Here is a 12,460-nt window from a genome sequence, read left to right on the forward strand (position 1 = left end):
CGCCTCGGCTCGGCTCTACGACCGCACGATCGGCAGGTGCAGGCGCGCCTGATAGCGCGCCATCGTGGCCGTGGCGTTCGCTCGGGTCCGCCAGTCGGCCCACGCATCGGTGTAGGGATCGTAGCCGCACTTGAGCGGCTTGCTGTCCTGGACGTCGGGCTCCTCGAGCAGCGCGCGGCAGCCGGTGCACGCGTAGCGGTACGGACAATCGCGGCAGCCCTGGATCTCGTCGTTCTTGGCCCGCCAGACGCGGCGAAAGTCCTCGCGCGCGACCACGTCCGCCAGCGAGACCGACCGGTGGTCGCCGAACGAGCCGCGCATCGCCGGGCAGTTGCGGACCTGGCCGCCCTCGTCGATCGAGAGCTTGCGATTCAGGCAGCCGTTGAAGTGGTGGAGCTCGTTGAAGCTCGGCGTGCTCGGCGGGAGCAGTTGCCGCTGCGAGAGGTGGCCGCAGTCCAGGTGCGACTCGATCGGCCGGGTGGTCAGCTGGATCTCCATCGTCAAGAGCTTGGCCACGCTCTCCCGCGCGCCGTAGTCGACCGCGATCCGTCGCTCCGCGTCCGCCGAATGGAGCACCAGGCCGGCGATGACGCGGTGAGCGCTCACGACCGCCACGTAGTCGTCGTCGCGGAGGGACGGATCGTACGGGAGGACCGCCTCGAGGGTCTGGATCGACGAGCCGCGGCACAGCCGCGCGAGCTCGGCGAGCTCGCAGATCCCGAAGATCTTCGAGTACGACCGCACCTGGAGGTGCTGGCAGCCCAGGGCGCCGAGCTCCTCGACGATCTTGAGGTAGTCGTGGTGCTGCCCGCGGACGTCGAGGATGGCGTTGTGGATCGTGCAGGGCGCGTCCCACTCCCCGGAGATCGCCGGGAACGACGCCGCGTCGTCGACGACCGCCACGTATTCGTGCTCGAGCAGGAAGTCGAGGAACGCGACGAAGTCGTCGCGCTCCTCGGGGCCCAGCTCGGCCACGATGTCCCGCAGCCGCCTGGCCCGGAACAGCTCGAAGAACGGGAAGTACGCCGACGGGAACGTCGAGATCAGCCGTCGGGTCAGGTCGTAGATCGCCGACGCCGCGTACCCCTCGACCGGCACGCAGTCGGAGTAGAGGAACACGTACTTGTCGAGGCAATCGCGCAGCAAGGTCTTGGCGTCCATGGTCACAGCTCCAGCTTGGAAATCGGCTTGCCCGCGCGGCTGACGTAGATGACCGAATGGCGGTACTTCGTCAGCGTGAGCGTCACCCGCTTCGACGTCTCGTCGTCGATGATCGCGTCGCTGGTGAAGATCCGGGCGTACCCGAGCGGCAGCCCCGCCTGCAGCAGCGGGGTCGTGTCCAACTTTTTCAGCTCAGTGCTCATGCGCGACCAACCTCTCCGCGATCATGCGCTCGATCCCCAGGTTGCACTTCTCGGACAGCGGCCCGAACTGGCCCACCGGGTTCACCTCGAGCAGGTAATACTCCCCCTGCGCGTCGACGATCATGTCGAACGAGCCGGTGTTCAGGTCGAGCGCGCGCGCGAGGAGCGACAGCTTGTGCTCGATCTCCTGCGGCAGGCGGAACGGGATCACCCGGTTCGGCCGCTCGTCGTTGTACTTGCGGTAGTCGACTCTGGTCTTCTCGTCGTTCTGCGAGAAGATGGCCCCCGCGCGGAACTGGTCGTCGAGGAAGAAGATCCGCAGCTCGAAGGCCTTTTCGACGTACCGCTGGAAGAACGACGGGGCCCCGCGCTCCGCCGCGCCTTCGAGGCTCTGCGGCCCGAGCGCCTCCGTGTACGTGTAGTAGCCGGTCTTGCTGTCGGTCGCGTCGAACAGGTAGAGCCCGTCGGACATCGCCTTGGTCACGTACCCGTCGCCCGAGGCCAGCAGGCTCTGGGCGTGGCTCCTCAGGTTCGAGACGCTGAACGGCGGCGTGCGCAGGCCGAGCTCGCGCGCGCGCTCGAGGACCACCAGCTTGTTCGGCGTCGAGCCGTGGGCGCTGCCCAGCACGGCGCAGCGCTTCCGCAGCACGTAGTGGAAGTGGTCGCGCAGGGCGCGGTTCTCTCGCTCGAGCATCTGGCCGAGGTGGCGCGTCAGCGCCGGGCGTCCGGCCGCCGTCACCGCCGGGAACAGGCCCTTGAACCAGAAGCCGCCCTTCCGCAGCCACGCGCTCGACACGTCCGCGAGCCGGAACGCGTCGTCGTTCACGCGGACGTGGAAGTCGTCGTCCGCGAACGTCAGCTCCACGCGGTACTCCTCGTCCGCGTTGATCCGGACGACCCTGGCGCCGCTCAGGTGGTGGATCCACCGCATCACGTCGAGGGTCGAGGGATCCCCGGAACTGCTGAAGATCAAGATCATGGCGGCCTTTTATCGCTCGTGTACACAAAATCGTTGCAGAGGACCGACCTCCACCGGCGAGCGCCGATGGAGGTCGCGGTCAGGCCCCGCGCTCAGCAGTCACCATCGGTGACGCCGTCGATCGCGCAGATGCTGTTCGTGCTGGTCGTCTCCGCCGGCATCCCGCCCGTCACCTTGCACAGCTCGTCCGCGCCGAGCGTGGTGGCCTTGAACTTGGGGAGCTTCTTCTCGTTGTCCTGCTTCTTCGTCTGCTTATTCATGGCGTATGTTCGTTTCTTCTCTATGGTCTCCACCGGCAGGAGCCGATGGGCGAGGGTCTGTTTCGGGGGTCAAGAGACGGGGGCGCCGTCGCCGTCGTAGATGCCGTCGGCGTGGCACACCGACACGCAGCCGGCGGACTCGGGCGGGAACCCGCCCGTCACCCGGCCCAGCTCGTCCGCGCCCAGCGTGCGGGCCTCGAACTTGGGGAGCTTCTTCTCGCTGTCCTGCTTCATGCGCTTGTTCATGGTTCAATCCATTTCTTCTCGTCGGTACGAGAGGCTCGCGTCACCTTCGAAGATCAATCACCGTCGTCGACGCCGTCGATGTGGCAGAAGCTCTTGGTGCTGCCGGTCTCCGACGGCATCCCGCCCGTCACCTGGCACAGCTCGTCCACGCCGAGCGTGTTGGCCTTGAACTTGGGGAGCTTCTTCTCGTCGTCCTTCTTCTTCATGGTCTTGTTCATGGCTATGTTCACTCCTCCCGTTCGCACGGGAAATCGTCCACGACCCGCCCGCGCCAGCGCGGTGAGTCTCGTCGCTACGTCACGCCGGGGGCGCCGATTCAGCCGCCCTCGGAGTCACAGACCCCGTCGACGTGGCAGCCGCAGTGCGTGCTGGCGGTCTCCGGAGCCACTCCGCCCGTCACCCGGCACAGCTCGTCCGCGCCGAGCGTGCGGACCTCGAACTTGGGGCGCTTCTTCTTCTCGTCATCTCTCTGCTTGGTAGTCTTATGCATAGTCCAATCCATCTCTTCGATCGGGTGCGATCAGTCGTGCATGACCGCCGCACGCGACGGTGTGCCTCTGACTCGCCACCGTCTTCGCAGGTTTCGAGGTCGCCACCGAAATGATTCACCAGCAGACCGCCGCCGATCATGCCTCCGTCGCGAGGAGCCCCGACGCGTGCGTCGGCGCGGACCACCGCGGAAGCGGCCTCGCCACCGTGGGCGGGCGCGACGAGATTTCTGCGGGAAGGTGCAACCATAAGCTCTGCAAGGCGTAAGGATGCTCCCCTCGCGGGGAGCTCGCCGGCCGGACCGTCCATGATGACGACCGGGTCGGTCGAACACTTGTAGCAGCGGCGCCTGACCTTGCCAATGGTTTCGCCGAAAAAATTCTTCGCGCAACGGCAGCGAACCGTCCGCAAAGACACGTGAATTGCGTTCATGCGCCGGCGCTTTCGAGAAGACGCCAGGCGACGGTCGCGGGCGCTCGTATGTATGGAGGACTGCGGCCGCGTCCGTACTATGCCCAATCATCGACGCCGGTCCTCCTTGCATTGATCAGTGCCGCAGCGGCCGACGAGCGGTGCGCGTATTCGTCGGACCCGCGCAGGTGTGACCACCTCGGCCGCCGACTTCGCCGCGCTTGCTCACCTGCGAGGTCTCGCCGCCGCTGAAACCCGGCGGACGGCGACCCCTCTGCGCGGCCCCGATCGCGTACGGCCGCGCCGGCGCGGAGATGCGGCGCCCCGGGCGACGACGACCCATGAACTCGAGTTCGCCGCCGCGCGGGGGCGCGAGTGCGCGGGCGCGGGCGGATCTGGCCCGAGAGACAGCCGGGGCCCGGACGCCCGGGTGGGGCCTTGGCGCGACACGGGTGGTCCCGGGCACGCGGGTTCTTCCCCGCGGACCTCGCGCCCGGCGGGCGTCGGTTGACAGCGCGAACGCCCGGCGTTAATCGGCACGGTCGGGACCCGGCAGCCACGCAGGCCGCGGGTCGGCGAGACCTCGCATGCAGCCAGCGCAGCAGTTGTCCGCGTTCATGGCCGCGCCCCTCGGCCTCTACGTCGCCTCGCGCACGTTCGTGTACTGGTGCGCCAGCGCCGAGCTCTACGGGTTCGCGCTGTGGGGCCGGCCCGACGCCGCCGACCTGCGCTCGCTCACCGCGATCCTCGACGTCGAGGTCCGCCCGGACGTCGCCCCGCACGCGTCGCTGGTCGACCTGCGCCGGCTCGCCGGGGTCGACGAGGGCGCGTACGAGACCCTGGTGGCCCACCTGGCCGCGCGCCAGGCCGCGTACCAGAGCGTGGTCACCCGCCAGGCGCTGCTGCGGCCGACCGGGCTGCCCGGGGCCGTCGTCACCGGGTTCTATCAGGTGATGCAGCCGCCCTACCCGACGCAGGTGTTCGAAGCGCCGGACGCTGCGCTGCGCTGGCTGGGGCTGGCCGAGCCGACCGCGCTCGTCGAGGAGCTCGACGCGATCGTGGCCGGCGCGATGGACGAGGGGGTGGTCGCGCGGCTCTGCCGCGTCCTCGTCCCGCCCTTCGCCGGGATCACGCTGGAGAAGGCGGCGGCCGCCCTCGGGATGTCGGCGCGCTCGCTGCAGCGGCGCCTCCAGGAGGAGAACACGACCTTCCAGGACGAGTACAACGCCGCCCAGGTGCGCGCGGCCCAGGCCGCCCTGCGCGACACCGACGTGAAGCTGACCGCGCTCGCGGTCGAGGTCGGCTGCGCGTCGCTGGCGAACTTCAGCGCGATGTTCCGGCGCGTCACCGGCGAGTCGCCGAGCGACTACCGCGCCCGCCACCGCGCGGGCGAGCGCGACAAGCGGCGCTGAGTCCGCTCCCCCCCGGGCTCGGGGGTCGTCCTGCGCCCCGGCTCATCCCGCTCGGGCGAATCGCCGGATCGTGACACGACGGTCATTTTCGTCCCGCGGCCCGACTCCCCGCAATCGCGCGCTCGATGCATTCCTCGCGACGGGCGCACGTCCGCGATCGCGGCCGTCTCGGTTCACGCGCCGCGGTCTCGCCAACATCGCCCAAGTCGAGCGGGGCCGCCGTCGGCTAGCATTCCCCCATGGGACGAGGCTCTGCCCCGGCACGCGAACCCACGGCCCGGCGGCGCGCGCGGGACGACGGGCCGCGCATCGAGTACTGGCGCCCCGAGGGCATCGAGGGGCTGCGGATGTTCCGCCTCGAGGACGCATCGCGCCCGCTTTCGTCGTACTCCGAGCATTACGGGGTCGTGCTGATCTTGCGGGGCGCATGCGACGGCTGGTACCGCGGGACCGTGCGCACGCTCGCGGCCGGCGGCCTCAAGCTCAAGGAGCCCGGCGAAGTGCATCGCCACGTGCGCGTGCATGCCCCCATCACGGTCCAGGGCGCCGCGTTCGCGGCGGACGTGGTGGAGGAAGCCGCGCGCACGCTCGGTGTTCCTCGTCCGGTGCACTTCGTGCCCGTCGCGCCCGGGCGGGCGCCGCGGGCCACGGCGCTCGCCACCGCCATGCACGCCGCGCTCGCGGCACGCGGGCCGGTCACGCGCGAGCTGGAGGCGCTGGTGACCGAGACGCTCGCCGAGTTGCTCGCCACCTGCACCGAGCGCGGCGAGGTGCGCGTGCACGAGCGGGCCCCGCGAGCGGTCCGCCGGGCGCGCGAGTACCTGCGCGCGCACGTCTGCGAGCCCGTCACCCTCGACGCGCTCGCCGCCCACGCGGGCGCCGACAAGTATCACCTCATCCGGGCCTTCCGCGCCGAGCTCGGCGTCCCGCCGTACGAGTACCTGACGCACCTGCGAGTGGCGCGGGCCGCCGAGCTGCTGTCGACCGGCCTGACCGGCGCCGAGGCGGCGCACGCGGTCGGCCTCTTCGACGAGAGCCAGCTCCACCGCCACTTCCGCCGCATCCTCGGGGTGACGCCCGGCAAGTTCGCGCGCACGATGCAGCGCCAACATCGCCCAAGTGAGGCCCGCGCGGCACGACTAGCTTGCCGGGCATGAGCGACGACCTCTCGCACGACCACCAAGACTTCGCCCAGCCGCCCGCCACCATCCGCCTCGGCGATCTCGCCGTCGTCCGCCTCGGCTACGGCGCCATGCGCCTGCCCGGCGAGGACGTCTGGGGCGAGCCCCGGGATCCCGAGCGCGCGCGCGCCGTGCTGCGGCGGGCGATCGAGCTCGGCATCAACTTCATCGACACCGCCTGGTTCTACGGCCCGCACGTGGCGAACCGGCTCATCGCCGAGGCGCTGCACCCGTACCCGAAGGACCTCGTGATCGCCACCAAGCTCGGCGGCAGACGCACGCCGGACCGGGGGTGGGCCCCCTTCGCCCGGCCCGAGGAGCTGCGGCAGGGCTGCGAGGAGGACCTGCGCACGCTGCGGCTCGAGCGCTGCGACGTGACGCATCTCCGCTGCATGCCCGGCTCGGGCGTGCCGTTCCGCGAGTCGCTCGACGCGATGATCGAGCTGCAGCGGGAGGGCAAGATCCGCCACCTCGCGCTCAGCAACGTGGGCACGGCGGAGCTTTTCGACGCGCTCGCGCGCACGCCGATCGTGGCGGTGCAGAACCTCTACAACATGGCGGGCGGGCTCGGGCCGCTGGCCCGGGCGACGCACGCGGAGGTCGAGTCGCCGGACGCGGTGCTGGCAGCTTGCGAGGCGCGCGGCATCGCCTTCCTGCCGTTCTTCCCGCTGGCGACCGGCGACCTCGGCAAGGCCCATCCTGCCCTCGCCGGGGCGGCGGCGAAGCACGGCGCGACGCCGGCCCAGCTCGCGCTCGCCTGGCTGCTCGCGCGCTCGCCGGTGATGCTGCCGATCCCGGGCACCGGCTCGCTCGCGCATCTCGAGGAGAACTGGGCCGCCCGCACGATCGCGCTGACCCGCGACGAGGTGGAGGCCATGGCCCGCGCGGCGCGAGCGGCCGGTTGAGCGGCCGTTCAGGGCGTGACGACCCATCCCTTCGGATCGGCGGCGCCGGTGCTCTTCGAATAGGTGACCCCGTGCGTGGCATCGACGTAGGTCGAGCCCTGCGGCGCGTGCAGGCCGACGCCGCCGGCGTAGCTGTTGGGGCTCCCGCTCGGGTTGCTCGGCCCGGCCTTGCCGATGAGGCTGTAGAGGCCGCTGACGGCCTCGCCGCCGTCGACGATCGTGATCCCGTTCTCGCCGATGTTCAGGTCGTGGAGCGCGATCTCGCTGTTGTCGAAGTAGCTGCCCCACAGGCCCACCCCGTTGCCGACGGCCGGCGACGAGCTCGTCTGCGGATTGTAAAGCAGGGAGTCGTCGACCGACACGTCGTGCACGCCGATGAAGAACAGCCCGTAATAGTTGTTGCCGTAGGCGGTCACGCCCGAGATCGCGATGTCGGACGTCATGCCGACGATCGCCGTCTGGTTCGCCAGCGTGATGCCGGCGTTGTTGCCGTAAAACGTCCCGCCGTCGATGCTGACGTGGCGGGCGCCCTCGATGCGGACGCCGTCGTAGGGGCTGTTGTCGTGCGCGCTCACCCGGGTGAGGACCGCGTCCTCGGGCACGAAGTCGACGCCGTAGGCGGACGCCGCCGAGCCGATCACCACGCCGGGCCCCGCGTTGTGGTGGACGTCGCAGTCGGTGATCTGCGTCGATTGCACCGCGATCCAGCTCGACGCGACGGCGGGCGGCCCGAGCGGCTGCGGGGCGACGAGGATGCCGTTGGCGTGGTTGTCGGCGATCGTACAATCATTCACGGCGCCGCCGTGACCGGAGATGCTGATGCCGGAGCCCCAGCCGGCGGAGCCGCCGCAGTCGCTCACGCTGACGTTGTCGATGGCGACGCCGCTGTCGTCGGTCGCCCCGCCGGCGTCGACGTGGATCCCGGACAGCGGCGTCAAGTAGAGCCCGGCCTTGGCCATGTCGACGACGGAGACCGGCGTGGTGCCGGTGCCGCCGAGCCGGCCGGTCGAACCCGGGCCGAAGGTGATGCCGTCCTGGCTGACGCCCCGGCCCCCCGCGACGTACGCCGGCGCGAGGTCCGTGTCCAGGACCTCGCAATCTCCGCAGTTCATCAGCATGATCACCGACTGCGAGGCGATGGTCGGCTGGGTCGCCTGGTTCTGCGTCGTGGGCGGGCCGGCCAGGCCGCGGCGGACGTTGATCTTCAGGTTCTGGAGGCTCACGCGTTCGCGCGGGCAATAGGTGCCGTCGATGATCGGGTGCGCGCAGCCGGGGGTCTGGTCGTTCACCGTGAACGCCGAGTAGTTGATCTCGCTGCCCTCCGCGCAGTGGCCGACGACGACGTCGGTGTTGTCGACCGAGATCGTCGTCGTGGTGTACGTGCAAGGCGGTGGGTCGAAGTCGATCTCCGGCTTGTGGCCCTGGGCGTCGGGCAAGCCGATGACGGTGAGGTCATCGGCGTTGAGCATGATCGGCCCGGTGAGGCGAAACGCCTGCCCTGTACTCACGAGCTCGATGGTGCCGCCCACTCCGCCCGCCCTCACCGCGTTCACGGCCTGCTGGATCTGGCACCAGTCCGCGCTGGGCGTCCCCTTCAGCGGGGTCCCGTTGAAGGTGAAGATCGACGTGCACGCGCCGTCGCCGCTCAGCGGCGTCAGCGTGTACGTCGGCCCGTGCGTGGCGCGCTGCGGCGCTTCGAGGCCCAGCGGGCCGTCGTGGTCGGTTGGACAGCCTGTCGTCTCCCCGGGCACGCACCCGCCGGGGTCGTCGGTCGGCTCGGAGCTGCTGCTCTCGGTGCCCGACGCCGCGCCGGGTGCATCTTCGAGCTGCGCACAGCCGGCGCACGCGAGCAGCGTGGCGGGAAGGAGACGCATCATCGGAGCAGGAGTACGGACAAAGAGCCGCGGATGGCGCATACGCACGTGGACCTTTCCATGGGATGAGTCGCGCGACGCACCCGCCGACCCCTTCGGGGTGTGTCGATGGCGCTGCGAGACAGGGATCGCTGGTTGACCTCGATCAAGAGTGTCGGCAGGTCGACCGACAATTGCGGACCACGAACAACTCGCTGCACGGGCCGCGCGCGAGCGACCGCTCTCCTGCCTCCTGGAGCCGCCGGCCGGCTCGCCCCCGGCCCGCTGCGGCGCGCCCGCGATCGCTGCGACCGGCAGGCGCCGTCGAACGAGTGCACCGCGCGCGGCGACCGGCGTGACGCCGATCGATTCCAGGACCGGCGCGCGCGGCAGGATCGTTGGACGGCGCCCGACGGCGTCGATACGCTCCCGGCGATGAATGACCCGGGTCGGTCGGCCTTCGAGGCGGAGCTGCGACAGCTCGGGTACGGCGCCCTCGATTCGTTCGACTGGAGCCCATGCTTCACGGGGCCGCGGACGAACGCGCGGTCTTCGTGATGCCGACTCGCGAAGTCAAGGAGGCCGACGACGGGGAGCTCGGCTGGCTCGTGTACGAGGGTTGCCGGGCTTGCTGCACCGCTTGCCCGCGAACACTGGACTGCGGCGGCATGTTCACACACCTGCGCGGGTTCGCCGGCGGGGTGCTGGTCGAGCGCGTCGACGACGACCAGATCCGGCCCGCCGGCGAGCCGATCGACGAGGGCGAGGAGCGCTGTCGGTGACCCGCCTCTTCGAGCTCGCCGCGTCACCGTCACACCGGCTGTGGCCGCTCGTGGCGCCCGATCGACCATGCTATCCTCCGCCGGGCTCAGGAGGTCGCATGGGCGAACCCACAGTCGTCCTCATCACCGGCGCGTCGTCCGGCTTCGGCGAGGCCGCGGCGCGATTTCTGGCCGCGCGCGGGACCTACCGCGTGTTCGGCACCAGCCGCCGCGCCGCGGCCGGCGACCTGCGCGACGGCGTCACCATGCTGCCGCTCGACGTGCGCAGCGACGCCTCGGTGGCCGCGTGCGTCGACGAGGTGCTCCGCCGCGCCGGGCGGATCGACGCCCTCGTCAACAACGCCGGCTACGCCCTGGCCGGCGCCGTCGAGGAGACGGCGATCGACGAGGCGAAGGCGCAATTCGAGACCAACTTCTTCGGCACGGCGCGGATGGTGCGGGCCGTCCTGCCGCTCCTGCGCGAGCAAGGCGGCGGGCGGATCGTCAACGTCTCCTCGCTCGCCGGGCTCGTCGGCGTGCCGTTCCACGCCCACTACTCGGCCAGCAAGTTCGCCGTCGAGGGCCTCACCGAGGGGCTGCGCCAGGAGGTGCGCCGGTTCGGCATCCACGTGTCGCTGATCGAGCCCGGCGACTTCAAGACCGCCGCCACCGCGGCGCGCCGGCGGGCGGCCGGCGGCCTGGCCGCGTACGCCGCCACCCGCGACCGGGCGATCGACATCATGGCGCGCGCCGAGCAATCCGGCCCCGACCCGATCCGCTTCGCGCGATTGTTGCTGCGGATCCTCGCCGCTCGCCGGCCGCGGCTCCGCTACCGGCTCGGCACCGACGCCGTATGGGTCCCGCGGGCCCGCCGGCTCATCCCCGAGTCGGTGTTCGAATGGCTGATCCGCGGCAACTACGAGATGAACGAGTGACGCCCGCCGCGGAGCGTCACCGGGCTCGACCGTGCGCGGCTGACAGGGCGGGCCCGCGGCGCTACGCTCTTCCGCGGAGCCCACGGAGGCCACGATGGCGATCACCCTCAATCACACGATCGTGCCGGCCCGCGACAAGGTCGCGTCCGCCAGGTTCTTCGCCGACATCTTCGGCCTGCGCTACGACGGCGAGGTCGGCCCGTTCGCCCCGGTGCGCGTCAACGACTCGCTGACGCTCGACTTCGGCGACGACGACGGCGGCTTCGAGGCCCACCACTACGCGTTCTTGGTCGACGACGCCGAGTTCGACGCGATCTTCGCCCGGGTCCGCGCCGCCGGCCTGCCGTTCGCCTCGAGCCCGCACGGCGGCTTCGACAACCAGATCAGCCGCTACGGCCGCGACGGCCGCCGCGTGTACTTCCCCGACCCGAACGGCCACTTCCTCGAGCTGATGACGCGCGTCGACTGATCGCGGCAGCGCGCCCGCGAGCCGCGCATCGGCGGCGAGGGCGCAGCTCGCCGCGGGCGGACGCGTCGCAACCGCCCGCGACGAAGTGCAGCGAGCCGGCAATTTTTCTCCCGGCTGCGGCGACTCCAGGGCCCGAGCGGCGCGCCGCGGCGGCACGGACCCCGACGGCTCGCCCATCCACGGACAACGTCATGCTGCGAGCAAACCTCTCCTTCCTTACCCTTACCTTCCTCTTCATCACCGGCGCCTGTGACCCGAAGGGCGGCGAAACCGACAGCGCCACCGGCTCGGCCTCGACCACCACCGGCGATTCGACCACCGACGCGTCGACCACCGGCGACTCGACCACCGACGAATCCCCGACGTCGAGCGCCACCACCGACGACGGCGCGACCACCGAGAACGACGAGCCGACGGTCGCCACCACTGGCGAGGACACCGGCGACACCACCGGTCCCGTCGGTCCCGTCGACCCGGCGCACCAGAGCGCCTGCGAGGCCGCCTGCCAGCGCTTCGGCGAGTGCGAGCCCGAGACCGACGGCGCCGAGTGCGTGCTCGGCTGCCTCGGCGAGTTCCAGGGGCTCCCGTCCGAGTGCGTCGCGCTCAACCTCGCCGTCGTGCAGTGCATCCCGGAGCTCAGCTGCCCCGAGATCGCAGGCGAGATTGAGGAGACCCCGTGCGACGACGAGCTCGAGGCGCTGATCGCCTGCGACGGCGGCGGCGACGAATGCACGCAGTCCATCCACGAGGGCGAGGGCGAGTGCGGCGTGAGCACGTCCTGCCCCGACGCGCCGACGCAGGAGTTCATCTGCGACGCCGACACCTGCGTCTGCACGGTGGACGGCGTCGAGGTCGCGCAGTGCCCGGCCGACGGCGTGTGCGCCGAGGGCGACGCGATCTTCGACAAGATGCACAGCTGCTGCAATTTCGAATGATCGCAGGCTCGCGCCGCGCCGGTCCGGCGAATCATCGTCGGACCGGCGCGCGCCCCGGCTTCGACCGGCGCGAACGCAGGTGAGGCGCGAGTCACGGGCCGGGCGCGTCCGCCTCGTCCTCATTGGGGCATCGTCCCGCGATCGCCTCGCCGTGACGCACTCGCTCTTGCGCCGCGTCGCAGGCGGTTCCGTTCGCTCGTGCGCATGCCCTTTCGGACATGCCTGCAATGCTCGTGACGGGCCCTCGACGCGCACACGGG

The 12,460-nt window shown here is 70.8% G+C and carries 15 protein-coding genes; 7 read left to right on the top strand and 8 right to left on the bottom strand.

The annotated features are described in order from the left end of the window. Positions 1 to 15 precede the first annotated feature (15 nt). The 7 genes from gwsS to NAEX_RS49835 all read right to left on the bottom strand — a co-directional run bounded on the left by gwsS (position 16) and on the right by NAEX_RS49835 (position 3,339). Positions 16 to 1,161 carry a grasp-with-spasm system SPASM domain peptide maturase gene (gwsS, locus tag NAEX_RS08065; RefSeq protein WP_096326933.1) on the bottom strand — a complete coding sequence of 382 codons (1,146 nt, stop codon included), beginning with the start codon at positions 1,159 to 1,161 and terminating at the stop codon, positions 16 to 18. Positions 1,162 to 1,163: 2 nt separating this feature from the next. Beyond that, positions 1,164 to 1,364: a hypothetical protein gene (locus NAEX_RS08070; protein WP_100793206.1), complete on the bottom strand. Its 201-nt coding sequence runs from the start codon at positions 1,362 to 1,364 to the stop codon at positions 1,164 to 1,166. Further along, the gene (gwsG, locus tag NAEX_RS08075; RefSeq protein WP_096326935.1) at positions 1,354 to 2,343 is read right to left on the bottom strand and encodes a grasp-with-spasm system ATP-grasp peptide maturase; all 990 of its coding nucleotides are present in this window, start codon (positions 2,341 to 2,343) and stop codon (positions 1,354 to 1,356) included. The genes NAEX_RS08070 and gwsG overlap by 11 nt, the downstream gene beginning before the upstream one ends. 92 nt (positions 2,344 to 2,435) lie before the next feature. After that, positions 2,436 to 2,603 (bottom strand): hypothetical protein, encoded by a 168-nt coding sequence (locus NAEX_RS49820; RefSeq protein WP_170135552.1) that lies wholly within the window; start codon positions 2,601 to 2,603, stop codon positions 2,436 to 2,438. 69 nt (positions 2,604 to 2,672) lie between these two features. After that, the gene (locus NAEX_RS49825) at positions 2,673 to 2,849 is read right to left on the bottom strand and encodes a hypothetical protein (RefSeq protein WP_170135553.1); all 177 of its coding nucleotides are present in this window, start codon (positions 2,847 to 2,849) and stop codon (positions 2,673 to 2,675) included. Between the two features lie 53 nt (positions 2,850 to 2,902). Then, a complete protein-coding gene (locus tag NAEX_RS49830; protein WP_170135554.1) occupies positions 2,903 to 3,067 on the bottom strand; it encodes a hypothetical protein in 165 nt (54 codons plus the stop codon). A 98-nt stretch (positions 3,068 to 3,165) separates the two neighbouring features. After that, positions 3,166 to 3,339, bottom strand: a complete 174-nt coding sequence (locus NAEX_RS49835) for a hypothetical protein (RefSeq protein ID WP_170135555.1) — start codon at positions 3,337 to 3,339, stop codon at positions 3,166 to 3,168. A gap of 1,027 nt (positions 3,340 to 4,366) precedes the next feature. Here NAEX_RS49835 and NAEX_RS08085 point away from each other — a divergent pair. The 3 genes from NAEX_RS08085 (at position 4,367) to NAEX_RS08095 (ending at position 7,247) form a co-directional block, all read left to right on the top strand. Beyond that, a complete protein-coding gene (locus NAEX_RS08085; RefSeq protein WP_170135556.1) occupies positions 4,367 to 5,161 on the top strand; it encodes a helix-turn-helix transcriptional regulator in 795 nt (264 codons plus the stop codon). 239 nt (positions 5,162 to 5,400) lie between these two features. Further along, a complete protein-coding gene (locus NAEX_RS08090; protein WP_096326938.1) occupies positions 5,401 to 6,318 on the top strand; it encodes a helix-turn-helix transcriptional regulator in 918 nt (305 codons plus the stop codon). Beyond that, positions 6,315 to 7,247, top strand: coding sequence for an aldo/keto reductase (locus NAEX_RS08095; protein ID WP_096333551.1), 933 nt, complete (start codon positions 6,315 to 6,317; stop codon positions 7,245 to 7,247). Before NAEX_RS08090 ends, NAEX_RS08095 begins: the two co-directional genes overlap by 4 nt. Positions 7,248 to 7,255: 8 nt before the next feature. On the opposite strand, the gene NAEX_RS08100 is transcribed toward NAEX_RS08095, so the two are convergent. Further along, positions 7,256 to 9,124 (bottom strand): right-handed parallel beta-helix repeat-containing protein, encoded by a 1,869-nt coding sequence (locus NAEX_RS08100; protein ID WP_143140879.1) that lies wholly within the window; start codon positions 9,122 to 9,124, stop codon positions 7,256 to 7,258. A gap of 533 nt (positions 9,125 to 9,657) precedes the next feature. Here NAEX_RS08100 and NAEX_RS08105 point away from each other — a divergent pair. The 4 genes from NAEX_RS08105 (at position 9,658) to NAEX_RS08120 (ending at position 12,200) form a co-directional block, all read left to right on the top strand. Further along, positions 9,658 to 9,882, top strand: coding sequence for a hypothetical protein (locus NAEX_RS08105; RefSeq protein ID WP_143140880.1), 225 nt, complete (start codon positions 9,658 to 9,660; stop codon positions 9,880 to 9,882). A 98-nt stretch (positions 9,883 to 9,980) separates the two neighbouring features. Next, positions 9,981 to 10,796, top strand: coding sequence for an SDR family NAD(P)-dependent oxidoreductase (locus NAEX_RS08110; RefSeq protein WP_096326941.1), 816 nt, complete (start codon positions 9,981 to 9,983; stop codon positions 10,794 to 10,796). A gap of 94 nt (positions 10,797 to 10,890) precedes the next feature. Then, positions 10,891 to 11,265 (top strand): VOC family protein, encoded by a 375-nt coding sequence (locus tag NAEX_RS08115; protein ID WP_096326942.1) that lies wholly within the window; start codon positions 10,891 to 10,893, stop codon positions 11,263 to 11,265. 191 nt (positions 11,266 to 11,456) lie between these two features. Further along, entirely contained in the window at positions 11,457 to 12,200 is a 744-nt protein-coding gene (locus tag NAEX_RS08120) for a hypothetical protein (RefSeq protein WP_096326943.1), read from the top strand. Positions 12,201 to 12,460 lie beyond the last annotated feature (260 nt).

The sequence above is a fragment of the Nannocystis exedens genome (assembly GCF_002343915.1).
Classification (GTDB): Bacteria; Myxococcota_A; Polyangia; order Nannocystales; family Nannocystaceae; genus Nannocystis; species Nannocystis exedens.

What these genes read in the sequence shown, in the direction of transcription:
- gwsS (WP_096326933.1), bottom strand. Translation starts at nt 1,161, where the DNA reads ATGGACGCCAAGACCTTGCTGCGCGATTGCCTCGACAAGTACGTGTTC.
- NAEX_RS08070 (WP_100793206.1), bottom strand. Translation starts at nt 1,364, where the DNA reads ATGAGCACTGAGCTGAAAAAGTTGGACACGACCCCGCTGCTGCAGGCG.
- gwsG (WP_096326935.1), bottom strand. Translation starts at nt 2,343, where the DNA reads ATGATCTTGATCTTCAGCAGTTCCGGGGATCCCTCGACCCTCGACGTG.
- NAEX_RS49820 (WP_170135552.1), bottom strand. Translation starts at nt 2,603, where the DNA reads ATGAATAAGCAGACGAAGAAGCAGGACAACGAGAAGAAGCTCCCCAAG.
- NAEX_RS49825 (WP_170135553.1), bottom strand. Translation starts at nt 2,849, where the DNA reads ATGAACAAGCGCATGAAGCAGGACAGCGAGAAGAAGCTCCCCAAGTTC.
- NAEX_RS49830 (WP_170135554.1), bottom strand. Translation starts at nt 3,067, where the DNA reads ATGAACAAGACCATGAAGAAGAAGGACGACGAGAAGAAGCTCCCCAAG.
- NAEX_RS49835 (WP_170135555.1), bottom strand. Translation starts at nt 3,339, where the DNA reads ATGCATAAGACTACCAAGCAGAGAGATGACGAGAAGAAGAAGCGCCCC.
- NAEX_RS08085 (WP_170135556.1), top strand. Translation starts at nt 4,367, where the DNA reads ATGGCCGCGCCCCTCGGCCTCTACGTCGCCTCGCGCACGTTCGTGTAC.
- NAEX_RS08090 (WP_096326938.1), top strand. Translation starts at nt 5,401, where the DNA reads ATGGGACGAGGCTCTGCCCCGGCACGCGAACCCACGGCCCGGCGGCGC.
- NAEX_RS08095 (WP_096333551.1), top strand. Translation starts at nt 6,315, where the DNA reads ATGAGCGACGACCTCTCGCACGACCACCAAGACTTCGCCCAGCCGCCC.
- NAEX_RS08100 (WP_143140879.1), bottom strand. Translation starts at nt 9,124, where the DNA reads ATGATGCGTCTCCTTCCCGCCACGCTGCTCGCGTGCGCCGGCTGTGCG.
- NAEX_RS08105 (WP_143140880.1), top strand. Translation starts at nt 9,658, where the DNA reads ATGCCGACTCGCGAAGTCAAGGAGGCCGACGACGGGGAGCTCGGCTGG.
- NAEX_RS08110 (WP_096326941.1), top strand. Translation starts at nt 9,981, where the DNA reads ATGGGCGAACCCACAGTCGTCCTCATCACCGGCGCGTCGTCCGGCTTC.
- NAEX_RS08115 (WP_096326942.1), top strand. Translation starts at nt 10,891, where the DNA reads ATGGCGATCACCCTCAATCACACGATCGTGCCGGCCCGCGACAAGGTC.
- NAEX_RS08120 (WP_096326943.1), top strand. Translation starts at nt 11,457, where the DNA reads ATGCTGCGAGCAAACCTCTCCTTCCTTACCCTTACCTTCCTCTTCATC.